We start from the raw sequence: 15,937 nt of genomic DNA on the forward strand, positions 1-15,937 counted from the left end.
CGGAACCGCGGAACTTTTGGAGGACAAATCCGCGCTTCGTCAACTTGGGCGCGGGGGTCGACGGCAATCGGCTAACAGCAGTACCGCGGCTGCTCCCTCAATCGAAACCCACCGAATTTATGTGGTAAGCTTGTCATGGAAGAATTATTGTCGCCTCGATGAAAGCCAAAACGGCCGGAATGGCATTCAATTGGTGGCCGCCACAACCGCCTTACATATTTCAGAATGGCGACCCCGGCAGGATTCGAACCTGCAACCTGCCCCTTAGGAGTTAATAGAGTGATGTTGTGGATCGCCCGATATCACCCGGTATCATACTGAAAATAAAGGATAATTATCCTTCGTCAGATTTGAATCGGCCAATATCGTCTGTAACCGTCGCGGGTCGCAGGCGGTTCGCGAAACGGCACCAAACTGTTCGGAGGTTAACATGGCTGACTGGCTAAACGAGAAGAAAATCAAGGCCCTCACCTGGAGTGGCGAAGCACAAACTATTCGCGACGGAAAAATCGCAGGGTTCTTCGTTGCAGTGAACAAGACATGCAAATCCTACAAGATCCAAGCCGATCTTTGGCAAGGGCCCAGTGGGCGAAGAACTCTCGTCCGAACGGTCCGTCACACGATAGGAACAACAGAGACCCACAGCCTCGCCGAAGCAAGGAATATCGCAGCTGAACTACTGAGCAAGATCAAGCGGGGTGTGGACCCCTTCCCACCTAAGCGGCAGGCTCGCGACGGCGCGGACTTGATGGTTGTTAATGGAGACCCTGTTGGTTGGAACGTGGACGAGCTCATGATCAACTATCAGGCCGTGCTCGCAGCAGCAGAAAAATCCGAAAGGTCTATACACAACGTTGAGGAAACTCGAGTGCGTTACCTCAAGCGCTGGCGCGGCCGAATGATAGTAGACATTAGGAAAAAAGACGCTCGTGAACTCCATGCATATATCACAGCAAACCACGGAAAAATTGTTGCCAATCAGACAATGCGATATTTCCGTGCTGCGTATAATGTGGCTGAAGCTCTCTCCGACGATGAAGAAGCTTTCGAATACAACCCTGTTCAAGGCGTGATATTCCATAAGGAAAGGGCCAGCAAGAGGGTCATTTTACCGCAACTTATTTTCGATTGGTGGAGTCAAGTGGAGGCGCTTCCAAACCCTCTGAGGCAGGAGATGCACAAGCTACATATCTTGAGCGGATTACGCCCGGGAACAGTTATGACGATCAAAAGAGAATGGCTCGACCTTCAGTCATGCACTATACACTTCCCGAAAATGAAAACTTCGGAAGGCTTCGATCTCCCACTTTCGTGGCAAATGGTGGACTGCGTAAAACGTGCAGAGGAGATGTCCAAATTCCTGTACTCAGGATCAGAATGGCTCTTTCCCACAAGAGCCAAGGATCGCTCCATCACCCACACCAAGGTAATACGTGAAAAATCGATGCCGAGTGAGACGGGACACATTCTTCGACATACCCATCGGACCATCGCGCAATCGGTAGGGGTAAGTCCCATCAACGCGAAGCTACTGCTGGACCAAAAAATTCCAGGTATCGACGGCGTTTACATTCACGACGTAGCACTATTCGGGCCGCTTCTTCGTGATCAGCAAAAAATTAGTGACTGTATAACGAGTCTCGCCACAGACAGAGACGCAATCCTGCCGACACATGCCAACGCAGCGCAGATACTTCAACTCTCCCCAAATACAAAATCTGTCACGCGGCTTCGTCATGCGCAATAGTAGTGGGCTGAGGTGTAAACTGCAGGTACGAAAGGAACGGCGCCTAAAAGGGCACCCGGATGAGTTTGGGCTCGAGCAGGATATCTGTGATATTACCTTATGGTTATCCATAAGCTTTCGCGTGCACAAGATACACCTTTGGGTTGATCGCCATCACTTCCATCATGGCCGTCAGATTTCCGATGTAGAGGTATTCGGGGCAAGGCAGATTTCTTCTCAAATGTCAGCCGCTGCTCGCAAAGCTTTCGCTGCCCTTGGATACCGCATTCACGACACTGGTGCCGATGTATACGGCCATCAGCACTGCGATGGAAATCACTCGAAACATGATGCAATCCGCGCGTATTCAAGAATAGAGCGCGAGTTCAAGTTGGGTTGATACGGTCAGATTTACTCATTGCAAGAAATGCGAAGGGCGAACAACAGCCCGCCGCCCTTTTCAGGGTTAGAGGGCTTTCGCCAACTTCAATAACCCGGTGGTCAATGCGCGGGGAGGGTCATGTTGGGGGTCGGCCTTTGTCGATTGCATCTTTGATGCTTTGATAGAGTGACGATTTGAATGCCTGATCCTGTGCATGCAGCTTGTAGAGCTCAAGTTCTTCCTTGCGGCGGCGAAGCATCACGTCCTTCATGATTTTATCGAAGGCGAGGTCGCGGGAATACGGGTCAGGATTTTCGCTGAACTTCTCTTCGAAGTCTGGGTGAGCCTGAACGCTTTCCACAATATTGAGGAATTTGACCCGCTGCTCTTCAGGGGTTGCACTCCATCCTTGGAACCAACGTTCGTTGAAGCTGCGAATGATCTCTTCAAGCGGATCTTCCTGCGCATCTTCGCCGCGGTAGCCACGCGGGTTGGGGTTCGGGGGATCAAGCTCGGCTTCACCGGAATCCAGCTCGATGGATTGATTGAGCTTCGTGCGTTCAAGCCCGTAAGACGACAAGTCCACAGCTTCGAGCAGTTCGTCCAAGGCGTCCTGATTGGGGTCTTGAATCTTCAGCTTCGGCACCAAGAACTTCAGGAACCAGAAGAGCTTCTCCCAGTCGAGCACTTCGAACGGCATGATCGAGGCCATCTGGCCGTAGATCTTCACGAATTGCTTGGCTTTGACCTTGAAGTCGATCTTTGCCTCGTCCACCAAATCCAGTTCGTCGTTGAACCTCGCGGCAGCCGTATCAATCAGGGGGCTCAGTTTCTGCGAATCTTCTCCCTCGAAGAACCGGGTGCAGAACTCCTCAACCTCTGCCCACTCGTAGACGCCAGCGTCATCCAGCGTGCCTTTCAACTCATGCAGGACGTTCACGTCGGTCGCTTCGGACAGGGACGTCACAGTGAAGAACGGATCGAAGGCAGCCTTGATGTCCTCGGTTTCGTTGAAGAAGTCGAGGACGAAGAGGTCCTCGGTGCGTTTGCCGAGCTTGGGCGAGGACCGGTTCAACCGCGATAGTGCCTGCACCGCCAGCACCGATTGCAGTTTCTTGTCGACATACATTGCGCAAAGCTTCGGCTGGTCAAAGCCGGTCAAATACTTGTTCGCTACGACCAGAAGCCGGTATTCGTCCTTGTCGAACTCGGAACGCGTTTTGTCCTCGGCAAAGCCATTCATCTCGGCTTCGGTGCGCTTGATCCCATCGACCTCTTTCTCACCCGAGAACGCGATCAGCGCCTTAAAGGGCTTCCCGCGCTTCTCAAGCTCGGCCTGCACCGCATTGTAGTAGCGGATCGCCATCTCGATGTTCTGGGTGACGATCATACCCTTGCCTTTGCCACGCAGCTTCTTGGTGTTGACCACGTTGTCGATGAAGTCATCGACCATAATCTCTGCCTTGGTGTTGATCGTCTGCTGGCTGCGCTCGACATAGGAACGGAGCTTCTTCTGCGCCTTCACCGTATCGAACAGGGGGTTATCTTCGATCGACTTCTGGATCTCGTAATAGCCCTTATAGGTCGTGTAATTGGCAAGGACATCGAGGATGAAGCCTTCCTCGATCGCCTGCTTCATCGAGTATAGGTGGAAGGGCTTGAAACGGCCATCTTCCAGCTGCGTGCCGAACTTCTCCAAGGTCGTGTTCTTGGGCGTGGCGGTGAAGGCGAAGTAGGAGGCGTTGCCGCGCATCTTGCGGGCGCGCATCGCCTTCAGGATCTTGTCCTGGTTATCCTCCTCATCCGGATCCTCGCCGCCGCCCATGGCCTGGTTCATCTTGTCATGGGCCAGACCGCTCTGGCCGCTATGGGCCTCGTCGATGATAACGGCAAAGCGCTTGTCGCTCAGATCGGCGATCCCGTCGATGATGAAGGGGAACTTCTGGATCGTGGTGATGATGATCTTCTTGCCGTTTTCCAGCGCCGCTTTCAGATCGGCAGAGCGCATCGCCGGAGCGACGATGTTCTTCACCTCAGAGAAGTCGCGGATGTTGTCGCGCAGCTGCTTGTCCAGCAACCGGCGGTCGGTCACCACGATCACGCTGTCGAATAGCGGTGCATCCAGCGCACGGGCACCGGGCAGGTCCATGCTGTCCGGGTAGGTCTCGATCAGCTGATAGGCCGTCCAGGTGATCGAGTTCGACTTGCCGGACCCTGCCGAGTGCTGGATCAGGTAGCTATGGCCGACGCCTTGCCCGGCGGTGTGGGTCAGCAGCTGACGCACCACGTCCAGCTGGTGATAGCGCGGGAAGATCAGCGTCTTTTTCGCCAGCGGGTCGGTGGACTTGCCCTCGAGCAGGACGAAGTGTTGGATGATCCCAGACAGGCTCTGCGGCTGGAACACCTCTTCCCACAGATAGGCGGTCTTGTGGCCATTGGGGTTGGGCGGATTGCCCGCGCCCTCGTTGTGGCCCTTGTTGAAGGGCAGGAAGAAGGTCGAGCCGCCCGCCAGCTTGGTCGCCATCCAGACCTCGTCAGTATCTGCGGTCATGTGGACCAAGACGCGGCCAAAGCTCAGCAGGGGCTGGCTGGCGTCGCGTTCGCGATATTGCTTCTGGCCGTGGTAGCGGGCGGTCTGGTGGGTCCAGGCGTTCTTTAGTTCCAGCGTGATGATGGGCAGGCCGTTGAGGAACAGCACCATGTCCACGGATTCATTCGGATTGGAAAGGGAATGATGCACCTGCCGCATCACGCTCCAGATATTGGCGGCGAAGTTGTCGTGGACCTTTTGCGCTGAACTCGCCAGCGGCGCAGGATACATCAGCGTGAACTGCGCGTCATCGACGGGCAGGCCCTTTTTCAGGATGTGCAGCAGGCCCTTGCGTTTGATCAGCTTGTCGAATTGGCCGAGGATCTTGGCCTGCCAGTCGGTAGGGTTGCGGGTCTTGAGTCGCTCCAGCGCCTTGCCCTGAGTGGTTTCGAGGAATTCCCAGAACAGCGCGGTGTCGAGCGCGCGGGTTGCGTCGAAATCGGCGGGGCGGCCGATGCGGAATGGGCCAGTCGGCCCGGCGCCTTCGGCCAGCTCTTCCGAGATGGCACCGGCGAGACCACGTTCGATGGCCTGCTCCAGTGCGATTTCCTTGGTGTTGCTGACCGCAATATTCATGACGCGACTTTCAAATGTTCGGGTCGCAGGCCCCGTTCTGGGGCCCGCGCTTACATCACCTTGATCTTTCCAGTCACCGCAGCGTTGATCAAGCTTGTCTTGTATTCGCGCAAAGCGGTGATCTGGGATTCTTTCAATGCTATGGCAGCATCAATCCGTCGACTTTGATCGTCGATATGAGCCACGATTGCATCTTGCTCGTCACGAGGTGGGAGTGGCGTTTTGAAGGATGCGAAACTTTCCTTCGGGATCGTGTTGCGGAGCCCCTTATACATTCCACGCATTTTCTTTCCCGTATCTGCAAAGATGTAGAAGTGCATGAGAAAGCGAGAGTTCACGTCCTCGGCGGGCCGATAGACAGTGTATGCTCCAGTGATCATGCCGAAAAATTCTGATAGCCCAATCGTTCTCGGTGTCTCTTCGACATCGAAGTGACAGAACACAAAGTCGCCTGGGGTGACCTCTTGGTAGGTGTCGAATTCGGCAGGAAACTTACCTTCCGGGTTTTCCATGTCACGCTTTATGACACCTCGAAGGGTGAGTGACAGGAGGTCGAACTCTGGCGCGCGCTTCCCTACCAACCTTTTTGTCAAAGCAAAGATGAACTTGTTGTGGCGCGGTTCCCAATGCGCGGGGATTTGGCCGATCCAGTCGATGCCGCTGTCCTTCATGGGGGCGTCTTTGTTCAGGCCGCGGGTGACGGCCTGCTGGATCAGTATCTGCCTGCGCTCGCGCAGGAGCGTGATCTGCTCCTCCTTGATCCGCACCGCCTCATCAATCGTCGCGCATTTCCCATCCAGAAACGCCGCAATGGCGCGTTGTTCGGGGAGCGGAGGTGCGAAAAGATCCACCATGGAAAAGTTCTCAAACCGCAGCGCCTGACCGTCACGAACAAGGTTGGAGGTCGATTGAAGCGCCTCAATGTACCGGGTGCTCTTCAATAGGTACTTGTAGAATGGCGGGTGAACCTCGTCCTGAGGTTCCAGCGCGACGTATGCCGAACTCACGCATCCGGTGTGTTCGGAATATTCAAGGCCACCTTGGAAGCTGCGCATACTCATCACGAAGTCGCCTGCTTCGACATGCTTCAGAATAGTGAAGTCGAGAAAGACTTGGGTGATCCTCCGGCCTTCAAGCTCCATGAATTCTGCCTGCGGGATCACACCATACTTCTGGGTCGCCGCAAGCTGCGGCTCACCCTTGCGTGCTCGTTCCTTTCGGTCGTGGAATAGCCATTTGCTGCGCTCGACAAGCCAGTGGGAAGGTATCTCACCAATCCACTGAACACCGCTGTCCTTATAGCTGTCGTACCTTGGAAGTGTCGCAATGTTCATTCCGCCGGCTCCAGCTTGGTCGCGACTTCGACGCCGAGGATATCGGCGATCAACCCGTCGGCCTTCTCCTCCAGCGCCAGAATGTCCTGCGTGACTTCTTCGAGGCTGCGCAGCGGCTTGTGGCGGTAGAAATATTTGTTGAAGCTGATCTCGTAGCCGATCTTGACGCTGTCGAGGTTGATCCAGGCTTCCTCCACATGCGGCTTCACCTCCGCCAGGAAATAGCGGTGGATGCTGTCCTTGAGCGGCACGCTTTCCGCATCGCGCAGGTCGGTCGCGGTCTCATAGGTCAGGTAGCTGCCGTCGGGCTGCACGTACCAGCCGAAATCGCCCAGATCCCCGGTGGCACAGCCCAGATGGGTGGTCAGGTCGTTCAGATCGCCCGAGGACAGCTTGCGCCGCTTGGCGATGACCTTTTGCGCCGCCTCGTCATACCAGCTGACGGCGTTCAGAATGGCGTTCTTCTCCGTCACGCCCAGCTTGATCTTGCGAGCCTTGATCGCCTTGGTCACCGCGTCGCGGAAGGCGTTGAAGTCGTCCGTCTCCTCGGTGCCGATGTCGCCCATCAGCTGGGTCGCGACCTTGAGCAGGTCGCGCAGTCTGGTCCAGAAGCTGGTGTCGGTCAGCTTGCCCCGCTGCTTGGCGTTGAGCGTGATCCCCTGTTGCTCGCACCATGCGACGATGGCCTTCTGCTCGCCCTTCAGGAAGCCGGGTTCATAGACCTGTTCGCCATGCTCCGCGTAGAGCCATTCCATCGGCTCGCGCAGGGATTTGTCAAAGCGCAGGGGCGCAATGCGATCGGCGCTGAAAGCCGCGCGGCGGCGGTCGGGGCGTTCGATCGTGACCTTGTGATAGCCGAAGTCCTCGTTGTCGAAGACCTGCACGGCGATGCCGACGGGATCGTTGTTCGCGTCGATCTCGCGCTCGACAGGGGCGAAGTTCAGGTAGGCGTCTGTGATCGCCTTGATGTGCTCGGGCGCAAATTCGCAATTCTTGTCGCCAAGGTTCTTGCGCAGTTTGCGATAGAGCAGGTTGGCATCAATCAGCTGGACCCGGCCCTTACGGGCCTCAGGCTTGGCGTTGGTCAGGAGCCAGATGTAGGTGGTGATGCCAGTGTTGTAGAACAGGTTGTTCGGCAGCTGGATGATGGTGTCCAGCATGTCGTTCTCGATAATAAAGCGGCGGATGTTGGATTCTCCGCTGCCCGCATCACCGGTGAAGAGGCTGGACCCGTTGTGGACCGAGGCGATGCGCGAGCCGAGCGGGCTTGTGCCAGCGGGCTTCATCTTGTTCACCATTTCCATCAGGAACAGCAGCTGTCCGTCGGAGGAGCGCGGCGTGGCGTCCATGGTGTCCTTGTTGCCCCAGTAGTCGGTCAGTTCGACCTGAAAGCGGGGGTCGATGACGTCCTTGCCGTCCTTGATGTATTTGACTTCGCTGTTCCAGCTTTTGCCGTAGGGCGGGTTGGACAGCATGAAGTCGAAGCGGTTGGCCGAGAATTCATCGGTGGAAAGGGTGGAGCCGACGCGGATGTTCTCGGGGTTGTTGCCCTTGATCATCATGTCCGATTTGCAGATCGCGTAGGTCTCGTCGTTGATCTCCTTGCCGTAGAGATAGACGTCGCCTTTTGCCTGGATCGGGCCGTCGGGTTCCTTGATGTAGTTCTGCGCCTCAGTGAGCATGCCGCCCGAGCCGCAGGCCGGATCGTAGATCGTCATGACCGGGGGCAGCTGATCCGTGATCGGGTCGAACATGAGGTGGGTCATGAGGTGGATCACCTCGCGCGGGGTGAAGTGTTCCCCGGCTTCCTCGTTGTTCTCTTCGTTGAACTTGCGGATCAACTCTTCGAAGACGTAACCCATGCCGAGGTTAGACAGGCCAGGCAAGGTGTTCCCGTCAGGGTCCTCTTGATCGTGTGGTGTTAGGTTGATCCACGGCGACACAAAGTTTTCGATGACGTCCAGCAAGACCTGCTTTTTCGCCATGTGCCGCATCTGATCGAATAGCTTGAAGCGGGTGACGATCTCTTTGACGTTGTCGGAGAAGCCGTCGAGATAGTCCTCGATGTTGGCCAGCAGGATCTGCTGGTTGTTTGTGGCGGTGCTGTGGAGCTTCTTCAGGGTCCACTGGCTGGTGTTGAAGAACACGTATCCGGCGGCGTCTCTCAGCGGCTCATCGTCAAACTCGACCGCACCCATCTCTTCCTTCTGGTAACGGACTTCCTCGAGGACGGCGTCCTTGGTTGGCTCCAGCAGGGTGTCGAGGCGCCGGAGAACGACCATCGGCAGGATTACATCACGATACTTCCCTCGCACGTAGACGTCCCGAAGACAGTCATCGGCAATGCGCCAAATGAAGGATACAAGGCTATTGTGGGATGTTTGGTTCATTGCCTGCCCTCGTGGTGGTTGCCGTCTCGCTGGACAGAAGACTGTCGCGGCGAGGGTAGAAGCAGCAGCGCCAAAGCTCAACGATGTCCGAGGCTCAAATTGCAGGACAGATAGAAATTGGCCGCTTGAAGTCTGCGTCAGACTACCAACCCAGAAGAACGTGAAAGGGCTTCTTCGTGCCCTTAAAAAGCGGCACGAAGGAACTCAGACCTTCCACACGAGCGAACGCGCGACTAACGCCCGGCTTCCCGGTCACGCTCCATCCACTCGCGGACCTCATCCTCTCTATAGCGGACGTTGAAACCTTGGCGATAGAATGGAGGGCCTTGGCGCTTTGCCCGAAAAGCCTCCAGCGTAGCCTTCTTGTATTTTGTTATTTTAGCTACTTCTTGTGTGGTAAGGTATTCAGGGCGCTCATTTGGCTCGACCGACCCGATGATCTCGAGCAACTGAGCTACACTCGCCTCTATCATCGCGCCGATCTCTTCCAGATCCTTAACGGAAAGACGCGGCACACCACCGGCGGCTTGACGTGGATGAAAACTCATTTGTGACTCCTTGAAGGCTGGTGACTTTCTTCGGGCACTCGGACCCGTTCAAGGAGTGCGGCTCGGCCGCGCCATCGAGCTTAGATGTGTTGCTAAGATAATGTACACCACTAAGATCGCAACCTCATAGCGTCATGTTTTTTATAGTATTTTTTCTTCTGAATGGTGGAAAGTCGCTAATATCCCCTGGTTGAGCATCCGCACGCGCTGGTGCTTATTGTGTTTATGGAGTTTCGTGGCGGTGACTAAAAGCGCCGGCTGCTTCGAGAGCTGTGGAGGTCGAGCGCGTCGCCCAAGAACCGCTGATTGACCCTTGGTCGGCGAGATCCACGCCGCCAGATCGCCTATACAATCATACCTCCAAGATTCGTTGAAACCAGAGCCAAGGCCCTCCGCTCGCTTGGGTTAAGGGAGGCAAAACGAGCTATTCTCGGCCTTCGATTGACGGCAGCATGTGCCCCATTCCCTTGCCAACCAGACCGGCTATTTCGCTCGGGCGGTAAGAAGCAGCCAGAAGAAGGTTTTCATCTTCGCTCAACCCGTTCTCGAAACCGTCCCAACTCGTAGCAGCTACAACATCTGCGATTTTCGCGAGGCCGTGGACAAGCCGTTCGTCGGGAGGAGGTGCATCCCGCGCCAAAGGAAACCACTCAGCGTATTCAGGTCGCAAATGTCGAATAACGTCCAAGGTCGCGCCGCCGAATCCTCCAGCCAAATAGAGAGGCTGCCTACGTTCCAGAGCAAACATTACCTCTTCGAGGATGCCTGGCATAACTCCTTGAAACCCGGCGCGCTTGCCGCCGATTACTATGCGGGCACTTGTGCCGCTCGTTATATAAGCCCGCAAGGCCGACAGAGAGCGGGCGCGCTCTTCGGCTGGTGGATCATTGATTACCGGTTCATCAACTGGGCCGTCGAGCCTGTCCCCGTCACGCGAGAGAAAATGTATCTCCCCGAACAGCCCCAGCAGTTCTTTTTGCTCGGCTATCTGCTCTGGTGTCATTGCCCGATGAACCGTCCATGCAAGACAAACCTTGAGGGGGCGGTCGCGCCGCCCATAACGATGTAACTCTTCTATAAGGAAATTTGTGATGCCGCCGGGCTGAAGATGCCCGCCATAATACAGCGAGCCACCCGCGATGATCACCGTGCGTGCCAGCTCTCCGAGCGTCATACGAAAATGCGTATCCAGCAGCCCCAACCGGTCGAGGTCGGGACTGTCGGATACGGACAAGCCAAGTTGTTTGCCGCTCAGCGCGTTCGCCGGGAGCAGCTCGGTCCTGCGCTGTTCTGCGGCCATCCTACCCCCCTCTCGTCGCAAGCTGGCGCGGGGTCATGATATCAATCTCCCGTCCAAGGCGGGTCGTCCGCGCGTAGTTCATTAACACATTTCGCTCCTCGGGTCCCAGCGGCGGATCAGGATGCAGAATCCGAATAGCTTCGTCACTGGCGTCGTCGCCGTTCTGTTCCAGATAGGAATCGATCCAGCGTGACAAGGTCAGCGGTTCCGGCGCATGTGGTGCCCACCACGCAACATCGAGTTCAGGGCGCTCATGCGAGAGATCTTTCTGGTGTATCCAGAGCGCGCGCTTCAGACATTCATCAACCAGTAGATTGAGGGCGCGATAAACGTCTTGCCGTCGCCAGCGCCCTTCCATTTTTCTGAGAGCGATCCGGGGGACATGGTCCATCAAGAACGAGCCGCGCTCCTCTCCAACGCCGATCGCGTCCATCATGATCACAGGCATACCATGTGTCTTGGCGATAACCACCTCACGCTGACACCATTCCCGGCTGGAATACAGATCCGTCCGCAGCGCAAGCATTGCGCTTGCACCGGACTTATCTCGGAGTTCTTGGTCCCAGTCGGTGCCTGGTTGCAAGTCATTGGCATCGAAGAACTCGTTCAGGCGCGTATTCCGGATAACCTCACGCACCAAATCGACAAGGTCATCGACATCTTGACCTTCGCCCAGGCTGTGCCGCTTGGTATGGCTGATAAATGCTGTCAGTCGGTCCATCTCGTCAGGGGAAATCATCTGCGTGATGCCCTGCGTCAGGTCCCGGCAAAGCATGCTCTCGACGTCTTCGCCCCTGCCGTCGGGATTACCCGCCGCTACGAACTGGTATGCCCCCAGGATGTCTTGAAGCTTTGTCCCGCGCGTAGCACCAGAATCCATTGCGTAGGGGAACACGCCGACACGTTCAGGCGATGCCTGGTGCAAGTCCTGAATGGCCTTTACATAGGCGTGCCATTGCGTGTTTTCGGCCTCGACGCACGCCGCCATTTCAATGCCGAGCAAGGGAACGATAGCCACGAAGCTCGCGGGACGGATGCCGTTCGGCGACGTATGGCCCTCTGCATAGATGGGCCTGGGCGCGTCGTCCTGACCTTCCCACCCCGCGCTTCGCAAGGAGACCTGCACTCCGCCGCCGATCACACCGGAGAAGGTTGTCCCCTTCATGAAGTGATCGAAGATTGTCTCAGCGAGCCCCGCGCCTTGCTGGTCGTCCGGATGCCAGATTACGAAGATTTCAAGGATGGGTGGTAACATCTAACTCCTTTCCACTCCAAGACGATCGAGGCTCGCACTTTGTGCCTATATGGTGTAGCCTACAAGGCGAGACACAGTATATGGTCAGACGGGACGATAGCACCGATGAGCAACAAGACCAAAAATGTATTTATCAGCCATGTCCATAAGGACGACAAGGGCCTGACCGACCTTAAAGACCTGCTCAAGAACAAGGGCATGGATGTGCGCGACAGTTCGATAAATTCGGATCGTCCAAATAACGCCAAGTCACCGGATTACATTAAAACTCAGATACTTGCGCCCCGTATCGATTGGGCCAGCACAATGATCGTCTATATCTCTCCGGAAACCAAGAACAGCGAATGGGTAAACTGGGAAATCGAGCGCGCGCACAAGCAAGACAAAACTATTGTCGGCGTGTGGGAGCGCGGAGCCAACGGATGCGAGGTTCCCGAAGCGCTCGACGAATACGGACATGCGGTTGTCGGATGGAACGCAGACAGGATTATTGACGCTGTGAATGGGGATTATGAGCAGTTTGAAGCACCGGACGGCACACCGGTCGAGCCCCGGTCTATTCGCCGACATCCCTGTTAGCGAGGGCCAGATGCCAAAAATGTATAGTTACGTGGTCGCCTATGACAGCGGGTTTGCTCCAAACCCGTTCAATGGTTTCTGCACGTTGGCCACTTGTAAACCAAAGATCAGGAAACACGCTTCGATCGGAGATTGGATTATCGGCACCGGGAGCGACAGGAAAGGAGTCCGCCGCGGTGGATTCTTAGTTCACGCTATGTGTGTCGAAGAAGATTTGACATTCTCAGAATACTGGCATGACCCAAGATTTTCCAAGAAAAAACCAAATCTCTTCGGAAGCTATCGCATGGCATGCGGCGACAATATCTACTGTCCAGATGGTGAAGGTTGGCTCCAACTGAATTCCTACCATAGCAACCAAGATGGAACCCAGCGCGCAGATCATACCAGGAAAGATACGTCAGTTGACCGTGTGCTTATTTCGCAGAAATTCGTCTACTTTGGTGCAGAAGGCCCCGAGCTTCCTGGCTATCTAAAATCAGCAGGACTCATTCACTCAGGTATAGGCGAACATAAAGTAACAGATGTCGGAGCGATAGAGATGTTCGAGACTTGGTTCGATGAACTCGGCGTCCGGGGATACCAGGGCAGGCCGTTCGACATGGTGGAAGCCGCGAGAAAGAGAGCAGCACAATGAGCGGATCACCAGCCAGTCCGCATGTTCTGCTATCCGAATACGAGCAAGCCATCGCACCCACGGACCGCTTTGCACACTCGGAGGTAACGCCGATCCTGCTGGGGCTGTTTGGTGAAGTCGGTAGCGTGATGAGCACTTCGAAGAAGCTTCACAGGGAAAAATCCGCGTTCACAGGTTTTCAGCGCGATGTCGAGGAAGAACTCGGCGATACGCTCTGGTATGTTGCCGCGCTTTGCAGGCGCTTGGACGTGAAGCTCTCGGATATGTTTGCACAGGTTTTGGGCGGGAGCGGCTACGCAGTCAGCATCGCGGCGAACGCTGATCCCGCGCATCCGGTTGCCCAGGTCATGACCACCAAAGATATCGCGCCCCTGGACTCTGTCCTGCTGCGGTTAGGTGAGCAGACATCCAGGCTTCTGCGCATCGACGTTGCTGATGATACAGCCAAGGACAAGGTGCTCAACTTCGTCCAAGTCTATATCGAGGCCGTACAAGCCGCCGGCGTCTCGTTTTCGGCCGTTTTGACGAACAACATGGCCAAAGCTTGTGGTCGCTTCATCACGCCGGATCCTGATGAGCTACCGGATTTTGATGCCGACTTCCCCATCGAGGAACAACTGCCGCGCACTTTCGAGATTGAAATTTCACAGCGAGCCGATGGCCGAAGTTATCTGCGGTGGAATGGCGTCTTTATAGGTGACCCACTTTCGGATAATATCGCCGACGAGGACGGATATCGCTTTCACGATGTCTTTCATTTTGCCAATTCGGCGATCCTACACTGGTCGCCGACTTTCAGGGCGCTGATCAAACATAAACGCAAGAGCCGGAAGGACGTCGATGAGGCTCAGGACAGCGGGCGTGCAATTGTCATTGATGAAGGACTGTCGGCCTACATTTTCTCCTACGCAAAATCTGTTAACTTCTTCGAGGACCAAAAGACGGTGTCCTTCGATCTTCTGAAGGCAGTGAGAAACTTTGTGCGCGGATACGAGGTGGAGGCCTGCCCGCTACACCTGTGGGAGCACGCTATCCTGCAAGGCTACGAAGTGTTTCGCGAAGTCCGAAAGAACAATGGCGGCATCATCGTCGGCAATCGCGATCAACGCACATTGCGCTACAAATTCGCCGGGAATCAAGGTGCATGACAGGGACACAAAAGATCATCCGGGCGCTGGAAGACATTCAGTTTGAGAACACGTTTAATCCGTATTTCGATCGCTGCCCTATCTATGATACGAAAGATGCGCCCGATTTGAGGCGGCACTATCTTGCAGAAATGCTGGATCGAGCATCCAAGACCGATCTGGATTCGATCTGGGTTGGACGTGACCTCGGATATCGGGGAGGGCGGCGGACGGGTTTAGCGCTGACTGATGACGTGCATTTTTCCGATCACTTGGAGCGTTGGGGGTTGGATGTGGAGCGGCCAACCTACGGAAAACCGGTCGCGGAACGGACCGCTACCGCGATCTGGGACATCCTATTGCGCGTCAGCGCACCGGTCTTCCTCTGGAATGTGTTTCCCCTTCACCCCTTCATCGGGGGCAATCCGTTCTCCAACCGCGCGCACAATGCCAAGGAGCGCAGGGCAGGAGCCGAGATTCTGATCCAAATCGTCGAATATTTGCAACCGAAACGGATAGTCGCCATTGGCAACGACGCCCACAACATTCTGTCCGGTGTTTTTTCTGAGCGTACTGTGTGTAAGGCAAGGCATCCCAGCTACGGCGGTCAGGCCGAATTTCTGACTACCATGCAGTCACTTTATGCTACGCAAATAGCTGCTGGACAGCCAAATCTGTTCGACCAAGAATTGTAACTTCGCCCCAAGCTCTCGCGAAACCGCGCTCTTATCCAGAAAACGTAACCACTCCACAAAATAGAAAGAGCCCCGGAAATTTCCGGGGCCCTTGTCCGACTTCAGCACTCGAGCGCACGAGATATTGTGACTACGGTATCCTGAAGCCGGGCTCCGGACCACCGCAGCCAAGCATCTAAATCCGTCGGAGCGCGCGCGTCGACCACGGCATCCGGCGAGATGGTCCACACATATTCCGTCAGGCGTTCGAGCGATACTTGAGCACGTTTGAGCATTCGGCGAGTGTCCGTCGGCGTGGAGGCCGCCTCGAGATGTAGCCCTCGGAGAACTGTGATGTCTTCTTTGGCATCTCCACAGCCAGAAATCTCGAGCAGCTCCTCGAGGGACCCCATCTCGACGTCGAGCCATGCACCGAGGCGATCCAGTGCGGCGTCCAGAATGAATTCGCCTTGGTCAGACGCGGCGACATGGGTAAGAATAATAGAGTTCATGATGAACCTCCAGATTATGTGGTCCGGGGGCAATCGTGCCCAATGGCCGCTTCCGGGAAAGAACGACAGCGATTCTGCCGCCACGACCGTCAATAATTCCGGGTGTTAGACCTGATTGTAGGAGGCTTTTGTTCTTTCCTTTCCCTTTACTCGAGTGGGATATTGGCCAGTCGCGCAATGAACGAAATAAAAAGTCTGCTCCCCAAGGGTAGCGTCATGCGCGAGGCGCGCCGCAAGCGGCGCGTAGGCACCTCAGCATCCGAATTTCATCGTGAGCCGAGGCCGGCCGGCTCGGCGCTACATCATA

12 protein-coding genes are annotated in these 15,937 nt (G+C 55.7%); 5 read left to right on the plus strand and 7 right to left on the minus strand.

The genetic code is table 11. The annotated features are described in order from the left end of the window. The first annotated feature begins 430 nt into the window (after positions 1–430). A complete protein-coding gene (locus tag F3H57_RS02135) occupies positions 431–1,747 on the plus strand; it encodes an integrase family protein (RefSeq protein WP_149754210.1) in 1,317 nt (438 codons plus the stop codon). Between the two features lie 497 nt (positions 1,748–2,244). Here the strand turns inward: F3H57_RS02135 and F3H57_RS02140 are convergent, their stop codons facing one another. The 6 genes from F3H57_RS02140 to F3H57_RS02165 all read right to left on the minus strand — a co-directional run bounded on the left by F3H57_RS02140 (position 2,245) and on the right by F3H57_RS02165 (position 12,101). Continuing rightward, positions 2,245–5,274 (minus strand): type I restriction endonuclease subunit R, encoded by a 3,030-nt coding sequence (locus tag F3H57_RS02140; protein ID WP_149754211.1) that lies wholly within the window; start codon positions 5,272–5,274, stop codon positions 2,245–2,247. A 50-nt stretch (positions 5,275–5,324) separates the two neighbouring features. Beyond that, positions 5,325–6,608, minus strand: coding sequence for a restriction endonuclease subunit S domain-containing protein (locus F3H57_RS02145; protein WP_149754212.1), 1,284 nt, complete (start codon positions 6,606–6,608; stop codon positions 5,325–5,327). Further along, entirely contained in the window at positions 6,605–9,079 is a 2,475-nt protein-coding gene (locus tag F3H57_RS02150; RefSeq protein WP_223162915.1) for a type I restriction-modification system subunit M, read from the minus strand. Before F3H57_RS02150 ends, F3H57_RS02145 begins: the two co-directional genes overlap by 4 nt. A gap of 152 nt (positions 9,080–9,231) precedes the next feature. Next, a complete protein-coding gene (locus tag F3H57_RS02155) occupies positions 9,232–9,546 on the minus strand; it encodes a helix-turn-helix transcriptional regulator (RefSeq protein WP_149754213.1) in 315 nt (104 codons plus the stop codon). 424 nt (positions 9,547–9,970) lie between these two features. Then, complete coding sequence (locus tag F3H57_RS02160; RefSeq protein ID WP_149754214.1) at positions 9,971–10,846, minus strand: hypothetical protein; 876 nt, start codon at positions 10,844–10,846, stop codon at positions 9,971–9,973. A gap of 1 nt (position 10,847) precedes the next feature. Beyond that, on the minus strand, positions 10,848–12,101 hold the full coding sequence (locus F3H57_RS02165; protein ID WP_149754215.1) for a TIR domain-containing protein: 1,254 nt from the start codon (positions 12,099–12,101) through the stop codon (positions 10,848–10,850). Positions 12,102–12,206: 105 nt separating this feature from the next. On the opposite strand from F3H57_RS02165, the gene F3H57_RS02170 reads away from it, so the two are divergent. Genes F3H57_RS02170 through F3H57_RS02185 form a run of 4 tightly spaced genes read left to right on the plus strand, consistent with a single transcriptional unit; the run spans position 12,207 to position 15,139 of the window. Then, a complete protein-coding gene (locus F3H57_RS02170; protein WP_149754216.1) occupies positions 12,207–12,680 on the plus strand; it encodes a TIR domain-containing protein in 474 nt (157 codons plus the stop codon). Between the two features lie 19 nt (positions 12,681–12,699). Further along, positions 12,700–13,317: an Nmad2 family putative nucleotide modification protein gene (locus F3H57_RS02175; RefSeq protein ID WP_223162916.1), complete on the plus strand. Its 618-nt coding sequence runs from the start codon at positions 12,700–12,702 to the stop codon at positions 13,315–13,317. After that, the gene (locus tag F3H57_RS02180; protein ID WP_149754218.1) at positions 13,314–14,465 is read left to right on the plus strand and encodes a nucleoside triphosphate pyrophosphohydrolase family protein; all 1,152 of its coding nucleotides are present in this window, start codon (positions 13,314–13,316) and stop codon (positions 14,463–14,465) included. Before F3H57_RS02175 ends, F3H57_RS02180 begins: the two co-directional genes overlap by 4 nt. Next, positions 14,462–15,139, plus strand: coding sequence for a uracil-DNA glycosylase (locus tag F3H57_RS02185; protein WP_149754219.1), 678 nt, complete (start codon positions 14,462–14,464; stop codon positions 15,137–15,139). The genes F3H57_RS02180 and F3H57_RS02185 overlap by 4 nt, the downstream gene beginning before the upstream one ends. A 101-nt stretch (positions 15,140–15,240) precedes the next feature. Here F3H57_RS02185 and F3H57_RS02190 read toward each other — a convergent pair whose 3' ends face one another. Then, positions 15,241–15,630: a hypothetical protein gene (locus tag F3H57_RS02190; protein ID WP_149754220.1), complete on the minus strand. Its 390-nt coding sequence runs from the start codon at positions 15,628–15,630 to the stop codon at positions 15,241–15,243. Positions 15,631–15,937 lie beyond the last annotated feature (307 nt).

Origin of the sequence: Roseivivax sediminis (genome assembly GCF_900112685.1) — a bacterium.
In the GTDB taxonomy this organism is placed as follows: domain Bacteria; phylum Pseudomonadota; class Alphaproteobacteria; order Rhodobacterales; family Rhodobacteraceae; genus Roseivivax; species Roseivivax sediminis.